Genomic DNA, 18,485 nt, shown 5'->3' on the forward strand with positions numbered 1-18,485 from the left:
ATGGACAAGACAACTGCTGAACGAATTGCCAAGCGCTTCGTCGCACTGCCGCTGGAGCAACGTCGTCAGGTGCTCGACAAGATGAGCGCCAGTGGCCAGAGCTTCAAGCTGCTGCCGATCGCCACCACCCGCCACGAGGTCGCGCGGATCCCGCTGTCGTATGCCCAGCAACGGCTGATGTTCCTCTGGCAACTGGAGCCGACCAGCGCTTTCTATAATGTGCCGATGGCGGTACGTCTGGAAGGTGAGCTGGACGTTGCGGCCATGGCCAAGGCCCTGGAGTTGCTGGTGCAACGCCATGAGACCCTGCGCACCCGGCTGGTAATGGAGGAGGGCGAATGCTACCAGCAGATCCTCGACCAGTCGCCGGTGCCCCTGGCGCAGGTCAAGGTGGCCGCAGCTGACCTGGATACTTTGGTACGCGACGAGCTGCGCCGTCCGTTCGACCTGTTCAATGAGCCCTTGCTGCGGGTCAAGCTGTTCCAGGTCGACGCCAGCCATCATGTATTGACGGTGTGCATGCATCACATCATCAGTGACGGCTGGTCCAGTGAACTGATGGTGCAGACCTTCGTCTCGTTCTACGATGCCTTGGTCGCCGGCCAGCCGGTCAACCCCGAGCCGCTGGCGATTCAGTACGCCGACTATGCGATCTGGCAGCGCGCCTGGCTCGAAGCGGGCGAAGGCGAGCGGCAGTTGCAGTACTGGCAGGCGCAGCTGGGCAGCGAACAGCCGCTGTTGGACCTGCCGCTGGACTTTCCACGCCCGGCTCAGCCCAGCTATCAAGGCGCGGTGGTCCGCGCCGACCTGCCGCCGGCACTCTCCAGCGCGCTGCGCAGCCTGGCCCAGAGCAAGGGGCAGACGGTGTTCATGGTCCTGCTCGGGGCGCTGGCGGTGGTGCTGTCGCGTTACAGCGGTCAGGACGACATTCGCATCGGCGTGCCCAACGCTGGGCGTAATCGCAAAGACCTCGAAGGCCTGATTGGCTTTTTCATCAATACCCAAGTGCTGCGGGTCCAGGTCGATGAACAGGCGACCTTCGACGGCCTGCTCGAGCAGGTCCGGCAAGTGGTAGCCGAGGCCCAGTCGCACCAGGAGCTGCCTTTCGAGCAGTTGGTCGATGCGCTGGCCCCTGAGCGTAACCTGAGCCATAACCCGCTGTTCCAGTTCAAGCTCAACCAGAATGTCGCTGGCGAGGCGGCTGGCAGCGAGCAGAGCAAGACCCTCAGCGGCCTGAGCGTAGAAGAGTATCCACTGAGCGGCGCCGACGCCCGGTTCGACCTGGCCTTCGACTTTACCGACAGCGGCGAACAGATCCAGGCGTACTTCACCTATGCCACCGACCTGTTCAAGGCCAGCACGATCGAACGCATGGTCGGCGCGCTGCATGCGCTGCTGCAGCGCCTGGTCGATACCCCCTCCAGCCGCTTGCTAGCTCATACCGAAGGCCAGCAGGCACTGCTGCCAGGTGAGCAGGCCGAGTTCCCCTGTGAAGACGTCCTGGCCCTGTGGCGCCAGGCGGTGCAGGGCGCTGGCGAGCGACCCGCAGTGCGTGCGGGCGCCCAGCAACTGAGCTACAGCGAGCTTGACCGGCAGTCCAACCAGCTGGCCCACCATCTGCAAACCCTGGGGGTGGCACCGGGTGACCTGGTTGCCCTGTGCCAGGAGCGCTCGGTCGAATGGGTGATCAGCTTGCTGGCGGTGCTCAAGGTCGGCGCCGCGTTCCTGCCGCTGGACAGCGCCCAGCCAGTCGAACGGCTGGCGCAGCTGGTCGGCGACAGTGGTGCGGTCCTGCTGCTGCAAGATCCGCAGGTTGCCCTGAGCGGTTTCGAGGCTTGCCCTGCGTTGCCATTCGCTCCTGACGCCTGGCGGCATTGCCCGGATACGCCGCTCGATACCGCCGTGGTGCCTGCCCAGCCGGCCTATGTGATCTACACCTCAGGCTCCACCGGCCAGCCCAAGGGCGTGGTGGTGGCGCATGGCACCCTGGCCAACTACGTGCAGGGCATCGAGCAGCGCTTGCAGCTGCCAGCGGGCGCCAGCATGGCGATGGTTTCCACCGTGGCCGCCGACCTGGGCCATACCGTGCTGTTCGGGGCGCTGGCGGGTGGCCGTCTGCTGCATCTGCTGTCGCGCGAGCACGCGTTCGATCCGGACGCGTTTGCCGGCTACATGGCCGAGCATCAGGTCGATGTACTGAAAATCGTCCCAAGCCACCTGCAAGGGCTTCTGCAAGCCAGCGAGCCGCAGAAGGTGCTGCCGCGCCAGCTGTTGATCGTCGGGGGCGAGGCCTGTCCATGGTCGTTGGTGGAAAAGGTCGCTCAGCTCAGGCCTGACTGCCGGCTGGTCAACCACTATGGCCCTACCGAAACCACTGTCGGCATTCTCAGCCACGAGTTCACCGAGCTTGAGCCCGGTACGCGTACCGTGCCGGTCGGCAAGCCCTTGCCCAACAGCCATGTGTGCTTGCTCGATTCGGCGCTTAACCCGGTTGCCGAGCGGGTTGCCGGTGAGCTGTATCTGGGCGGCAAGGGTGTGGCCCAGGGCTATCTGGGCCGGCCAGCGATGACTGCCGAGCGATTTGTCCCCGACCCAACCGGCCAGGGCACGCGTTTGTACCGTGCTGGCGACCGTGCCCGTTTGCAGCAGGGCAAGGTGGAGTTTCTTGGCCGCGCCGATGAGCAGGTGAAGATCCGTGGCTATCGGGTCGAGCCCGGCGAGATCGGCGAGTTGCTGCGTGGCCTGCCCGGCGTGCAGGACGCGGTGGTCGTGCCGATGGCGCTGGAGGGCGACCCGGAGCGTCTGCAACTGCTCGCCTATGTGGTGGCCCCCGCGAGCTCGGCAACTGAGTTGCTCAGCCAACTGCAAGCGCGCCTGCCTGACTACATGGTGCCCGCCCACCTCGTACTGCTTGAGCGTCTGCCGCTGACTGCCAACGGCAAGCTCGACAAACGCGCCTTGCCCAAGCCGGAAATTGCCAGCAAGGCTTACGTGCCACCGGTCGGTGAAATAGAAGAGAAGCTCGCCGCGATCTGGGCCGATGTGCTCAAGCTGGAACAAGTCGGCACGGGCGATAACTTCTTCGAACTGGGCGGCGACTCCATCCTCAGCCTGCAGATCATCGCCCGGGCCAAGCGCCAGGGAATCAAGCTGTCGCCCAAGCAATTGTTCGAGAAGCAGAACATCGCCGCGTTGGCCCAGGTGGCCAAGCTGGTGCAAGACAAGCCCAAGCCCGCCGCTGTCGCAACGCCAGAGGCGGGCGGGGCGCTCGCCCTGTTGCCGATCCAGGCGCGCTTCTTCGACACCGCCATCGAACAGCGCCACCACTGGAATCAGGCCGTGTTGCTCACGCCATTGCAGCGCTTGCAGCCCAACGCGCTGGACCAGGCCCTGACGGCAGTGCTCAACGAGCATGAAGCCTTGCGCCTGAGCTTCACCTGCAATGACCGCCAGTGGCAGGTCGAGCCACGTCGGCAGGCTATCGAAGCCTTGTTGCAAGTGGTCACGCTGAACCAGCCGTCGGCGCTCGAAGCGCACGCCACCCAGATCCAAGCCAGCCTCAGCCTGGAGCGTGGCGAATTGGTCAGGGCCGTGCTGTTCGAACTGCCTGGCGGTCAGCAGCGGCTGCTGCTGGCGATCCATCACCTGGTGGTCGATGGGGTGTCCTGGAGGATCCTCCTCGAGGACCTGCAAAGCGCCTATCAGCAGGCCAGCCAAGGCCAGCCGATCAGCCTGGCGGGGCGCTCTGCCAGTTGCAGGCAGTGGGCGCAGCGGCTGACCGAGTATGCGCGCAGCGATGCGTTGCTGGCCGAACGCACCTATTGGTTGCAAGCCTTGAGTGAAGAGGATGCGCAGTTCCCCTGCGACACCCCGGGCGCAGCTGCCACTTTGCGTGAAGCAGCCCATGCCAGTTCGCGGCTGGACAAGGCCCTGACCCACAAGCTGCTGAAGGTTGCCCCGGCGGCCTATCGCACCCAGGTCAATGACCTGCTGCTCACCGCCTTGGCCCGCGTACTGTGCCAATGGAGCGGACAGCCAGCGGTGAGCATTCAGCTCGAAGGCCACGGCCGTGAGGACTTGTTCGACGACCTGGACCTGAGCCGCACGGTCGGCTGGTTCACCAGCTTGTTCCCGGTGCGCCTGAGCCCGCAAGGCAGTGTCGGCGACAGCATCAAGCGCATCAAGCAGCAACTCTGGCAGGTGCCCAACAAAGGGATTGGCTATGGGGTGCTGCGCTACCTGGGGGATGCCGAGTTCGCTCGCCAGCTGGCCGGCGTCGCCCAGCCACGCATAACCTTCAACTACCTGGGGCAGTTCGATGGCAGCTTCAGCGAGGACTCTGGTGCGCTGTTCGTGCCTGCCGGGGAAAGCGCCGGGCGCAGCCAGGGCGAGGATGCACCACTGGGCAACTGGCTCAGCGTCAACGGCCAGGTCTATGACGGCGAACTGCGTCTGGACTGGACCTATAGCCGCGAGATGTACCGCGCCGAGACCATCCAGGGCTTGGCCCGCGCCCTTGAGCAGGCGCTGGAAGAGGTGATCATGCACTGCCTGGAAGATGGCGCCCAGGGCGTGACCCCGGCTGATTTCCCGTTGGCCGGCCTGAGCCAGGCACAACTCGATCGCCTGCCGGTGGCGGCGCGCGACATCGAAGATATCTACCCCTTGTCGCCCATGCAGGAAGGGCTGTTGATGCACACCCTGCTGGAACCGGGGTCGGGTATCTACCTGATGCAGTACTGCTACCAAGTCGACCATGCTATCGACATCGACGCCTTCAACCAGGCCTGGAAGACGGTCATCGCCCGCCATGATGTCCTGCGTACCTCGTTCTGCTGGGACCTGGGCGAGCGCATGGTGCAGATTGTCCATCGGCGTACCGAGCCTGCCTTGCGGGTGCTCGACTGGCGCCACCTGTCGCCCGCCGAGTACGAGCCGGCGCTGCAGGCCGAGCTTGAACAAGAGTTGCAGCGCGGCTTTGCCATGGACAAAGAAGTGCCGTTCCGCCTGCGCCTGATCCAGCTGGCGGCGGACCGCTTCGGCTTTGTCTTCAGCAACCACCACGTGCTGCTCGATGCCTGGTGCCGGATGGGGGTGGTCGATGAATTCTTCAAGGTCTACCAGGGCTTGCTGGGCGGGCAGACGGTGCACTTGCCGACGCCGCCGCGTTACCGCGATTTCATCGCCTGGTTGCAGCGTTGGGACCGTGACGCTTCGCGCGGCTTCTGGCGCCAGGAGCTGGCGGGCTTCGAGCGTCCCACCGCGCTGCCGTTCGACCGCGCGCCGTCGCGCGAGCAGGCCCAGGGCAGCGTCGCTGACCAACTGGTGTACCTGAGCCGTGAGCAAAGTGCCCAGCTGGCGCAGCGCGCCCAGGCGGCGCAACTGACGGTCAATACCCTGGTGCAAGGCGCCTGGGCGCTGTTGCTACAGCGCTACAGCGGTGATCGGGATGTGCTGTTCGGGGTGACTGTGGCGGGCCGACCGGTCGAGTTCCCAGAAATGCAGACCACGGTGGGGCTGTTCATCAACAGCATCCCGCTCAGGGTGAAACTGCCAGGGGCGCAAGCAGGCCTGAGCGCCAAGGCTTGGCTCAAGTCGCTGCTCGAATACAACCTGAACCTGCGTGAGCACGAGCATTTGCCGCTGGTCGACATCCAGGCGTGCAGCGAGATCGGCAGTGGCCAGGCGTTGTTCGACAGCCTGTTCGTGTTCGAGAACGCGCCGGTGGAGTCCAGCGTCGGTGCGCAGGCGTCGAGCATGAAGGTCAAGGCGGGCAGCTCGCGCACCCACACCAACTACCCGATCACGGTGGTGGTCTATCCAGGAGAGGTGCTGGGCCTGCACCTGTCGTATGACCAGCGCCTGTTCGATGGCGACACCATCGCGGTATTGCTGGCGGACTTCCAGGCCCTGTTGCTGGCCTTGAGCGAGCAGCTGGATGCGGACTTCCACCAGGTAGCAGCGCGGCTTCAGGAGCAGGCCAGGGTGACCCCAGAGGCCTTGCCGCAAGCACTGCAGCAGGGCTATGCGCGGCTCTTCGATGCTACCGTGGCGCGGGTGCCGCAGCTGCCGGCAGCCCGTTGCAGTGGGCGCCAGTGGAGCTATGCAGAGTTGGATGCGCAGGCCAGCCGCCTGGCGCTGAGGTTGCAGGCCGCTGGGGTCGGCGCCGATGGCCTGGTTGCGGTGTTGGGCGAGCGCGACCTGTCGCTGCTGGGCATGATCGTCGGTGTGTTCAAGGCCGGCGCGGGCTACCTGTCGCTGGACCCGTCGCTGCCGCTGCGGCGCCTGAGCGAGGTGCTCGGCCTCAGTGGCGCGGCGCTGTTGGTCTGCGACCAGCGCTGCGCGCCGTTGGCCCAAGCGCTGCTCGCCGAGCTGGACCAGCCACCGGCGCTGCTGGTGTGGGAGCAGGTGCAGACCCTCGCCTCGCGTGCACCACTCAAGCCATTGCCTGAGGCAGCCGGCAAGTTGCTGGCGTACGTGATCTTCACCTCCGGCTCGACCGGTGTGCCCAAGGGGGTGATGGTGGAGCAGGCCGGCATGCTCAACAACCAGTTGAGCAAGCTGCCCTATCTGGGGCTGCAAGAGCATGACGTCATCGCCCAGACGGCCTCGCAGAGTTTTGACATCTGCGTGTGGCAGTTGCTCACGGCAGCGCTGTGCGGTTGTCGTGTGGAGATCTTCCCCGACGCTGTCGCCCAGGACCCACAGGCATTGTTGCAGCAGGTCGAGGCCACGGGGGTGACGGTGCTTGAGTGCGTCCCGGCGATGATCCAGGCGATGCTGGAACTGCCGGCCCGTGCGCTGCCCAACCTGCGCTACCTGCTGACCACGGGCGAGGCCATGCCGCCGGTCCTGGCCCGGCGCTGGCGCGAGCGCTATCCGCAGATCGAGTTGGTCAATGCCTACGGGCCGGCCGAGTGTTCCGATGACGTGGCGCTGTACCGCGTGCTCGATGATGCCCCGTCGGTGCATCTGCCGATCGGCACGGCCACCGAGCACAACCGTCTGTACGTGCTCAACGACCTGCTCGAACCCATGCCGGCGCGTGCTACCGGCGAGTTGCATGTGGCCGGCGTGGGGGTAGGGCGCGGCTACCTGGGCGACCCGGTGCGCACGGCCTTGAGCTTCGTGCCCGATCCGTTCAGCCACAGCCCGGGTGAGCGCTTGTATCGCACCGGCGATCTGGCGCGGGTGCGCGCCGATGGCCAGGTGCTGGAGTACGTAGGGCGGGCCGACTTCCAGGTGAAGATTCGCGGTTACCGGATCGAGCTGGGCGAGATCGAGTCGCGACTGCTGGCCCACGAGGCGGTGCACAGCGCCGTGGTGGTGGATGTGCAGGTGGCCGGCAGCAAGCAGTTGGTCGCCTATTGGGTGCCCCGGCAGGTGAGCGCGCAGACGATGGAGCTGCGCGCCGTGCTCGCCGAGCACTTGCGCAGCAGCCTGCCGGGCTACATGGTCCCCGGCTTGTGGGTGATGCTCGACAGCCTGCCGTTGACCGCCAACGGCAAGCTTGACCGCAAGGCCTTGCCAGCGCCGGATGCAAGCACTTCGCAGCAGCAGTACCAGGCGCCGGTCACCGCCGTGCAACAGCAGTTGGCACAGATCTGGAGCGAGGTGCTGGGGGTCGAACGCATCGGCCTTGACGACGACTTCTTCGAGCTGGGCGGGCATTCGCTGCTGGTGGTCCAGGTGGTGGCCCGGATAGGCAACCAGATGAGTACCGAAGTCAGCCTGCGCGAGTTGTTCGAGCAGCCGACGCTGGCGGCGTTCAGCGAGGTCGTTGCGGCCCGGCAGGGACATGGCGAGGCGATTCAGGACGAGTTGGCTAAATCCTTGGCAGCCTTGAAACGTCTTACTGCAGAGGAGATTGACGAGTTGACCCTGTAGCGCGGTTGGCCAGGCCCAGGAACCACCCTGGGCCTGGCCTGGCTCGTCAACTTCAGTACACCCAGAGCCGGCTCCTGTCCGGCTCTTTCATTTGTTCGGCAGCATCGTCGGCATGTCGCGGGCTGGTTGGCTCGCAGGCGGGGACCGGTGCCCTGGTAGGAGATGTTCTAGTGCAAGCATTGCTCGATTCCGTAGAGTCATTGTCGTCACGGGAGCGCAAGGCCCTGGCCGCCTTGCTCAAGCGGCAGGGTGTCAACCTCTATGGGGTCACGCGCATCTTCGCCCGTGACAGTGCCGACCCTACGCCGTTGTCCTACGCCCAGGAACGGCAATGGTTTCTCTGGCAACTGGACCCGAGCAGTGGCGCCTACAACATCGGTGCGGCGCTGCAACTGGCAGGTGAACTGGACCCTCAAGCCTTGCAACGCGCCTGTCAGGCGCTGATCGAGCGTCATGAGGTGTTGCGCACGACGTTCCGCCAGGACGGCGAACGGGTGGTGCAGGTCATCCATCCTCAGATGCCTTTCCAACTGCAGCTCGAGCCACTGCAGCCGGCTGCGCCTGAGGCTGCCGACGAAGGGCTCAGGCAGCAGGTCGAGGCGTGCATCGGCCAGCCGTTCGACCTTGAGCAGGGGCCGTTGCTGCGTATGCATCTGCTGCCACTGGCCGCCAACCTGCATGTGCTGGTGCTGAGCGTGCATCACATCGCCGCCGATGGCTGGTCGATGCCCATCCTGATCAACGATCTGGTGCAGTTCTACGAGGGCTTCAGCCAGGGCCGGGCGGTCAACCTGCCGGCGCTGGCGGTGCAGTATGCCGACTACGCCATCTGGCAGCGCAACTGGATGGAAGCTGGCGAGCAGGAGCGCCAGCTTGCCTATTGGAAGGACACCCTCGGCGGTGAGCAACCGGTACTGAGCCTGCCCACCAACCGCAGCCGCCCGGTGGTGCCCAGTGGCCGCGGCGAGCGGATCACGCTCGACATCGATGCCGACCTGCTGCAGGCGCTCAAGGCCTTGGCCAAAGCGCAGGGGGTGACCTTGTTCATGCTCCTGCTGGCCTCGTTCCAGACCCTCCTGCACCGTTACAGTGGCCAGCCGCAGGTGCGTGTCGGGGTGCCAGTGGCTAACCGCAACCGCAGCGAGATCCAGGGGCTGATCGGCTTTTTCGTCAATACCCAGGTGCTCAAGGCCGACTTCGACGTGCACAGCCGCTTTGTCGATGTCCTGCAGCAGGTGCGCGAGACCGCCCTGCAGGCCCAGACCCATCAAGACCTGCCGTTCGAGCAGTTGGTCGAGGCGTTGCAGCCCGAGCGCAGCATGAGCCACAGCCCGCTGTTCCAGGTCATGTTCAATCACCAGACGCGCAGCAGCGCCGTCCAGGCGCAGGTCAGCGGCCTTGATGTGGCGGGTTTGGAGTGGGATTCACGCACCACCCAGTTCGACCTGACCCTGGACACCAGCGAGCATGCCGACGGCCTGTTTGCATCCCTGACCTATGCCACCGACTTGTTCGATGCCTCGCGCATCGAACAGTTGGGCCGCCACTGGCGCAACCTGCTGTTGGCGGTATGTCGTGACCCGGCGCAGCGGGTCATCGAGTTGGCCCTGCTCGAAGACGACGAGCGCCAGCGGATCTCGGCGCAATGGAACCAGACGGCGATGGACTACCCGGCCGGGCAGAGTGTCTATCGCCTGTTCGAGCAGCAGGTGCAGCGCACCCCGGATGCCACGGCGTTGCGCTGGGGCGAGCAGGCGCTGAGCTACGCCGAGCTGAACCTGCGCGCTAATCAGTTGGCCCACGCCCTGCGCGAGCACGGCGTGGGGCCTGAGGTGCTGGTGGGGGTGGCGATGCCCCGCGGCCCGCGGATGATCATCGGCCTGCTGGCGATCTTCAAGGCAGGCGGCGCCTATGTGCCGCTCGATCCCGATTACCCGAGCGAACGCCTTGCCTACATGATGGAGGACAGCGGCCTGGCCTTGCTGCTCAGCGAAAGCGCCGTGCTGGCAAGGCTACAGGTACCGGCGCAGGTGACCTGCCTGTGCCTGGACAGCCAGGCAGAGCAGTTCGCGCACAAGCCGGGCGACAACCTGGCCATCGAGGTAGCCGCGGATAATCCGGCCTACGTCATCTACACCTCCGGCTCCACCGGCCGGCCCAAGGGCGTCAGTGTGCGGCATGGCGCGCTGGTCAACTTCCTCTGGACCATGGCCGAGCAACCCGGCATCGACGCCAGCGATCGTGTGCTGTCGCTGACCTCGCTGTCGTTCGACATTGCCGGGCTGGAGCTGTACCTGCCGTTGCTGCATGGGGCCAGCGTGGTGCTGCTGGCCGAGCAGCAGAACAAGGACCCGTTCGCCCTGCTCAAGGTTATCGAGCAGCAGGCGGTCAGCGTCATCCAGGCGACGCCCTCGACCTGGCGCATGCTCTTGGACAACGCCCCGGCGCAAGCGCTGCGCGGCAAGAAACTGCTCAGCGGCGGCGAGGCATTGACCGGCGAACTGGCCCAGCGCCTGATCGACCAGGCTGGGCATGTGTGGAACCTCTACGGCCCGACCGAAACCACCATCTGGTCGGGGCTCGAACGGGTCAGCGACAGCCACCAGGTGTGGCTGGGACGGCCGATCGGCAATACCTCCTTCCATGTTCTCGATGCCCAGTTCGAGGCCGTTCCGGTGGGGGTCAGCGGCGAATTGTTCATCGGTGGCGATGGCTTGGCACGGGGTTATCTGAACCGCCCCGGCCTTACCGCCGAGCGGTTTATCCCGGATCCGTTCGGTGCCGGACGTCTGTACCGCACGGGTGATCTGGTGCGTTATCGTGATGACGGTGTGCTCGAGTACATGGGGCGTATCGACCATCAGCTGAAGATTCGCGGGTTCCGCATCGAGCTTGGCGAAATCGAGGCCTGTCTGCAGGCGCACGAGGCCGTGCGCGAGATTGCCGTGATCGATGTCGATGGGCCACTGGGCAAGCAACTGGCGGCCTACATCGTCGCGCATGATCCGGCCACCTTGCAGCTTGAGGATGCACAACTGGAGGCCTTGCGTCAGGCGCTCAGAACCCATGCGCTGGGGCAGATGCCGGACTACATGGTGCCGACTTACCTGACGTTCCTCGAATGCATGCCGCTGACGCCCAATGGCAAGCTCGACCGCAAGGCGCTGCCGGCGGTCGACCTCAGTCGTCAGCAGCGTGTGCACCAGGCGCCGCGTACGCCCCTTGAGCAGCAGCTGGCGGCGATCTGGGCCAGTGTGCTCAAGGTTGAGCAGGTCGGCCTTGGCGACAATTTCTTCGAGCTGGGTGGCCATTCGCTGCTGGCCTCGCAGATGGTCGGCCGGGTGCGTCAGCAACTGTCCATCGAAGTGCCGCTGCGCAGCCTGTTCGAGGCTCAGGACCTGGCCGGCTTCGCCGAGCGGGTCGCCCGCGCCGCTGGCAGCCAAGCACAGCCGGCGATGGTCGCGCTCGAGCGCGGTGCGCCGCTGGCGCTGTCCTACGCCCAGCAACGGCAATGGGTGCTGTGGCAATTGGAGCCGCACAGTAGCGCCTACAACATCGCCTCGGCCTTGCGCCTGCAAGGGGCGCTGGACCTTGCTGCGCTCAGCCGTGCCTTCCAGACCCTGCTGGCGCGCCACGAAAGCCTGCGCACCACCCTCGCCCAGGAGGCCGGCGAAGTGCGCCAGGTCATCCATGCAGCGCAGGCGTTCGAGTGGAAGATCGGCCACGCGCAGGTGTCCGCCGATGGACTGCGCGAGGCAGTGGAAACGCTGATCCGCCAGCCGTTCGATCTGGAGCGCGGCCCGCTGCTGCGGGTCGACCTGCTGCGTCTGGGCGCGCAGGAGCACGTGTTGGTGCTCAACCTGCACCACATCATCACCGACGGTTGGTCAATGGCGGTACTGGTCGACGAACTGGTCAGCCTGTACCAGGGCTATAGCCAGGGCCGCGAGGTCAGCTTGCCCGCGCTGGCGGTACAGTACGCCGACTACGCCGCCTGGCAGCGCCAGTGGATGGAGGCCGGCGAGCAGGCGCGGCAGCTGGATTACTGGCTGGGCCAGTTGGGTGACCAGCAGCCGGTGCTGGAGCTGCCGACCGACCGTCCACGCCCGGCGCAACCGAGTCGAGCGGGCGACCAGGTGCGGCTGGTGCTCGACGATGAACTGGTGCAGGCACTCAAGGCCCAGGCGCGAGCCCAAGGTGTGACGGTGTTCATGCTGTTGCTGGCCAGCTTCCAGGCCTTGTTGCACCGCTATTCGGCGCAGCAGGATATCCGCGTGGGGGTGCCTGTGGCCAACCGCACCCGGGGCGAAACCGAGGGGGTGGTCGGCTTCTTCGTCAACACCCAGGTGCTCAAGGCCCAGTTCCACCTGCGCCAGCGCTTCAGCGAGCTGCTCGAACAGGTGCGCCAGACGGCCGTGGATGCCCAGTCTCATCAGGACCTGCCCTTCGAGCAGTTGGTCAATGCCCTGCAACCGGAGCGCAGCCTCAACCACAGCCCATTGTTCCAGGTGATGTTCAACCACCAGACCGAGGCCAAGGGCGCGCCGCGTGAGGTCAGTGGGCTGCGTATCGAGGCGGTGGACTGGGCGCTGCACAGCACCCAGTTCGACCTGACGCTGGACACCGTCGAACATGCCGCAGGCATTGCTGCGGCGTTTACCTTTGCCACCGAACTGTACGATCGTCAGACCATCGAGCAGATGGCGCGGCATTGGCGCAACCTGCTGCAGGCGGTGAGCCGCGACCCGCACCTGCCGGTGGTGCAACTGCCGATGCTCGATGAGGCCGAACAGCTGCGCATCGTCGGCGAATGGAACCGAACCCAGGTGGCCTATCCTGGTGAGCGCTGGGTCCATCAGCTGTTCGAGGACCACGCCCAGCGCCATCCCCATGCGCCCGCGCTGCTGTTCGCAGAGCAGACCCTGAGCTACGCCGAGCTCGATCAGCGCGCCAACCGCCTGGCACACAAGCTGCGCGAACAAGGGGTTGGCCCGGAAGTGCTGGTGGGGGTTGCGCTGGAGCGCAGCCTGGAGTTGGTGATCGGCTTGCTGGCCGTGCTCAAGGCAGGCGGCGCCTATGTGCCGCTGGACCCGGATTACCCCGCTGATCGTCTGGCGTACATGATGCAGGACAGTGGCATCGGCCTGCTGCTGACCCAGCAGGCGCTGGTCGCGCGCCTGCCCATTCCGAGCACGGTACGTAGCCTGTGCCTGGACCAGCCGCCAGGCTGGCTGGCGGCCTATGCCGACAGCTCACCGCAGCTGACGCTGGCGCCGGGCAACCTGGCCTATGTGATCTACACCTCGGGTTCGACCGGGCGACCGAAAGGCGCTGGCAATACCCACGAGGCCTTGCTCAACCGTTTGCAGTGGATGCAGCGCGCCTATGGCCTGGATGCCAGCGACACGGTGCTGCAGAAAACCCCGTTCAGCTTCGATGTTTCGGTCTGGGAGTTCTTCTGGCCGCTGATGACCGGTGCTCGCCTGGCCATTGCCCTGCCGGGTGACCACCGTGATCCGCAGCGGCTGTGCCAGGCCATCATCGACCATCGAGTCACTACCCTGCATTTCGTGCCGTCGATGCTCCAGGCGTTCATGGCCAGCACAGGCGTGGAGCGGTGCCGTAGCGTGCGCCGGGTGGTCTGCAGCGGTGAGGCGTTGTCGGCGCCGCTGGCCCAGCAATGCCTGGAGCGCTTGCCGCAGGCTGGCCTGTACAACCTGTACGGTCCGACCGAGGCGGCAATCGATGTGACCCACTGGACCTGCGCCGGCAAGCAGGGCGCGAGCGTGCCGATCGGCCAACCGATCGATAACCTGCGCACGCACATCCTCGAGCCCGACCTGTGCCCGGCAGCGCGTGGGGTCAATGGTGAGCTGTACCTGGCCGGTGTGGGGCTGGCGCGGGGTTATCATGGGCGTGCGGCGTTGACTGCCGAGCGCTTTGTCCCCAACCCCTTCGACGCCCAGGGTGGCCGCCTGTACCGCACTGGCGATCTGGCGCGCTACCGCGAGGGCGGCGTGATCGACTACGTCGGGCGGATCGACCACCAGGTGAAGATCCGCGGCCTGCGCATCGAACTGGGGGAAATCGAGGCACGCCTGATGGAGCACGAGCAGGTGCGCGAGGCGGTGGTGCTGGCCCAGGACGGGCCGAGCGGCAAGCAGTTGGTCGCCTACCTGGTGCCAGTCGAGCCGCAGCGGGTCGCCGATGACAGCGAGACCGGGCGGCAATGGCGCGAGGCGCTGCGCCAGTTCCTCGCTCAGGGCTTGCCCGACTACATGGTGCCGGCGCACCTGTTGCTGCTGGCTAGCATGCCGGTGACGGCCAATGGCAAGTTGGCGCGCAATCTGCTGCCGGCAGCGGACTTCAGTGCTGCCAGGGCCGCGCACGTGGCACCGCGTACGCCGCTGGAACAGCAGTTGGTGGACATCTGGCAAACGGTGCTGGATCTGCCGCAGGTCGGTATCCAGGACAACTTCTTCGCCCTGGGCGGTGACTCGATCATCGCCATCCAGGTGGTCAGCCAGGCCCGTCAATTGGGCCTGGACATCGCCCCCCGCGACCTGTTCCTGAAGCAGACCATCGAGCAGTTGGCCGACAGCGTCAGCCAATGGCGCGAGGTTGCCCAGCAGCCGGTGGCCCTGCATTGCTTGAGCGAGGCCCAGGTGCAAGCGCTGCCGCTTGAGCATGCGCAGGTGGATGGGCTGTACAGCCTGTCGCCGATGCAGCAGGGCATGCTGTTCCTGAGCCTGAACGCCAGTCGCGAAGATGAGCTTTACATCAACCAGCTGAGCGTACCGGTGCAAGGGCTGGTGGCAGAGCGTCTGCTAAAGGCGTGGCAGCAGGTGATGGCGCGCCACGATATCCTGCGCACCGGCTTCCTCTGGCAGGACCTGGACGAGCCGCTGCAGTTCGTCCTGCGCGAGCTGCCAGTGCCGCTGCGCGAACTGGACTGGCGCGGGCGCGACGATACCGAGCACGCCCTCAAAGCCCTGGCCGAGCAAGAGCGCCAGCGTGGCTTCGATCTTGACCAGCCGCCGCTGCAGCGCCTGTTGCTGGTGCGCCTGGGCGAGGATCGTCAGCAACTGATCTGGACCTATCACCACATCCTGCTCGATGGCTGGAGCACCTCGCAGTTGATGGGCGAAGTGCTCGCCTGCTACTCGGGGCAGGCGTTGGGCGAGGTGGTGCCCTACCGCGACTACATCGGCTGGTTGCGCCAGCAGGATCCGCGCCACAGCGAGGTATTCTGGCGCCAGCAACTGGCCGCTCTGCAGGAGCCAACCTACCTGGCGGACGCCTTCGCAAGTGGTGAGCGCGGCAGCGGACACCACGCCCTCTACAGCCGGTTCAGCCAGCAGCAGACCGAGGCGTTGAAGGCCTTCGCCCAGGATCAGCGGATTACCCTCAACACCCTGGTGCAAGGCGCCTGGCTGTTGCTGCTCAGTCGCTACAGTGGCCAGCGCAGCGTCACCTTCGGCGCCACCGTGGCGGGACGCCCTGCAGCCTTGCCGGGGGCGCAGAGCATGCTCGGCTTGTTCATCAACACCTTGCCCGTGATTCACCAGGTCGACCCGCAAGCTCAGGTCGGCCAGTGGCTGCAAGACCTGCAGCGGATCAACTTGGAGCTGCGCGATCACGAGTACACGCCGCTGGGCGATCTGCAGCGCTGGTCGGGTCGCAGTGGCCAGGCATTGTTCGACAGCATCATCGTCTTCGAGAACCAGCCGCTTGATCGCACCCTGCGTGATTGGCAGGACGATACCTTGCAGTTCGGCGATGTCGGCGGATCAGGCCTGACTGACTTCCCGATGGACCTGATGGTGATTGTCGAGGAGCAACTGATCATCGAGTACATGTACCTGCGCCAGTGCTTCAGCGATGAGGCGGTCGAAGGTATCCGGGCGAACATGGAGGCGCTGTTGCAGGCGCTGACCCTCGATGCGCAAGCGCCGCTGGGCAACCTCGGGTTGCTGGCTCAGGCACCTGCGAACCCGGCCCCGGTCGAGCACGCGCAGCCGGCGCAGTTGGTGCATCAGCGCATCGCGGATTGGGCAGCCCAACACGGCGCGGCCACCGCGGTCAAAGTCGATCAGCGCAGCCTGAGCTTTGCCGAGCTCGATCGCGCGGCGAACCAATTGGCCCATGCCTTGATCGCCGAAGGGGTCGGCCCGGAAGTTCGCGTCGGGGTTGCCTTGCAGCGCAGTGAACGACTGATCGTGGCGTTGCTGGCGGTGCTCAAGGCCGGTGCGGCCTATGTGCCGATCGACACCGCCTACCCCAAGGAGCGCCTGAGTTACCTGATGCAGGATTCGGGTATCGCCCTGTTGCTTTGCGAGTCTGCGGCCATCGCCCACTTGCCGAAAGTGGCGACCCTGCACACCCTGGATCTGGACGATTTCGCGGCTGAGCAATGGCCGGAGCATGCGCCGCAGGTCACGGTCGATCCCGAGAACCTGGCCTACGTGATCTATACCTCCGGCTCCACCGGTATGCCCAAGGGCGTGGTGGTCAGCCAGGGGGCGTTGGCCATGCACTGCCAGGCAGTGGGCGAGCGTTACGAGATGACGCCGGCGGACTGCGAGCTATTGTTCATGTCGTTTGCCTTCGATGGCGCCCATGAACGCTGGCTGACCGCCTTGACCCACGGCGCCAGCGTGCTGCTGCGCGGTGATGAGCTATGGACGCCGGAGCAGACCTGCCAGGCCATGCATCGCCATGGCGTCACCGTAGCGGCCTTCCCGCCGGTGTATTTGCAGCAGTTGATCGAGCAGGTGCGCCAGGATGGTAACCCGCCCGCGATGCGCATCTACTGTTTCGGTGGCGATGCGGTGCCGCAGGCCAGCTATGAGCAGGCCCACCAGTTCCTCCGGCCGCGCTACATCATCAACGGCTACGGGCCGACCGAGACCGTGGTCACGCCGCTGATCTGGAAAGCCGGCCCTGAGCAACCCTGCGGCGCAGTCTACGCGCCCATTGGCCACCTGGTCGGCCAGCGCAGCGGCTATGTCATGGATGCCGATCTCAATCCACTGCCGCCCGGTGTGGCCGGAGAGCTGTATCTGGGCGGAGTGGGCGTGGCACGGGGTTACCTGAATCGTCCAGGGCTTACCGCAGAGCGATTCGTGGCCGACCCGAACAGCCCGGGGCAGCGCCTGTACCGCACCGGCGACCTGGTGCGCCAGCGCCCTGACGGCACCTTCGACTACCTCGGGCGCTTGGACAATCAGGTCAAGGTGCGGGGTTTTCGCATCGAGCTGGGTGAGATCGAGGCACGCCTGAGCGAGATGGATGAGGTGCGCCAGGCCGCAGTGGTGGTCAGGGACGGCCCGGGCGGTAAACAGCTGGTGGGCTATGTGACCCTGGTCGGCAACGCTCAAGACAACCTTGCCGAGCAGTTGCGCGAGCGGCTGAAGCGGGAGTTGCCCGAGTACATGGTGCCGGCCCAACTGATGGTACTGGAGCAGTTGCCACTGAGCCCCAATGGCAAGCTGGACCGCAACGCGCTGCCGGCAATCGAGGCGCGCAGCGAGCATGTCCCGCCGCGCAACGACCTGGAGCGGGCCATCGCGCAGATCTGGCAGCAAGTGCTGAAGGTCGAGCAGGTCGGTATCACCGATAACTTCTTCGAGCTCGGTGGCGACTCGATCCTCAGCATGCAGGTGGTGGCCAAGTCGCGGGCCTTGAAGAAACATGGTTTCAGCCTGCGTCTGCGTGACTTGATGCAAAAGCCAAGCATCGCCCAGCTCACCGCCGCCTCTGGCAAGCAGACGCCGCTGTTGTCGCTCAATGGCGAAGTCGCTGGGCAGGCACCGCTGTTCTGCGTGCATGCCGGCTTCGGTACGGTGTTCGACTACGAGCCACTGGCACGCCGACTCAACGGCCGCTGCCAGGTGATCGGCATCCAGGCCCGGCAGCTGCTCGATGCAAGCTGGCAGGCGGCATCGTTGCAGGCCTTGGCGCATGACTACGTGGCCTGCCTGCGCGAGCGCCAGGCGCAAGGGCCATACCGGCTGCTGGGGTGGTCGCTCGGTGGCACCTTGGCGGCGTTGATGGCGGCGCAGCTGGAGGGCGAAGGTGAACAGGTGCAATTGCTGGCGCTGTTGGACAGCTTCGTGCCGAGCCGCGAATCCGCCCAGCAGGCGGATCACTGGCTGGATGACTTGAACGAACTGCTCCAGGCCACGCTACCGGCAGCGCGTACGGTAGATCGCGGCGATCCGCGTCAAGAGAGCGCGGTTGGCGCCCGTGAGTTGATCGTCCAGGCCCTTGGCGATGTACCCGAAGGCGCAGGTTTGGGGGTCGAGGAGCTGCTTCAAGTGTTCCTCACCGCGCGCACCCTCAAGCGCCTGTCACGTGAGCTGCAGGTGTGCGAGGGGGTCAAGGTACTGCCCCGCAGCTGGTGGGTCGCTGGCCGTGAGGATGAGCGTGCGGCGCTGGCCGCCCAGCTCGGGCAGTCGCTGGACCAGGCACCAATGCTGTCCTGCGGGCACTTCCAGGTTCCTCATGACGCCGCCGTGCTGGACGCGCTGGAGCATGCCCTTAGGCGCTTGCCGAGCACTGGCCAGGCCTGAACTGTTGCTGTTACTTGAGCTGAC

2 protein-coding genes are annotated in these 18,485 nt (G+C 65.7%); both read left to right on the forward strand.

Features of this window, described 5'->3' with window-relative positions:
* Nucleotides 1–7,887: an amino acid adenylation domain-containing protein gene (locus ACF8K2_RS13785; protein WP_392465294.1), complete on the forward strand. Its 7,887-nt coding sequence runs from the start codon at nucleotides 1–3 to the stop codon at nucleotides 7,885–7,887.
* A gap of 170 nt (nucleotides 7,888–8,057) precedes the next feature.
* Nucleotides 8,058–18,461 carry an amino acid adenylation domain-containing protein gene (locus ACF8K2_RS13790; protein ID WP_392465295.1) on the forward strand — a complete coding sequence of 3,468 codons (10,404 nt, stop codon included), beginning with the start codon at nucleotides 8,058–8,060 and terminating at the stop codon, nucleotides 18,459–18,461.
* The last annotated feature ends 24 nt before the right edge of the window (nucleotides 18,462–18,485 follow it).

Source organism: Pseudomonas sp. xss_2, from assembly GCF_043104195.1.
Taxonomy (GTDB): Bacteria; Pseudomonadota; Gammaproteobacteria; order Pseudomonadales; family Pseudomonadaceae; genus Aquipseudomonas; species Aquipseudomonas urmiensis.

Bases quoted from the DNA above. Each gene is read 5' to 3' on its own strand.
- ACF8K2_RS13785 (WP_392465294.1), top strand. From the start codon at position 1: ATGGACAAGACAACTGCTGAACGAATTGCCAAGCGCTTCGTCGCACTG.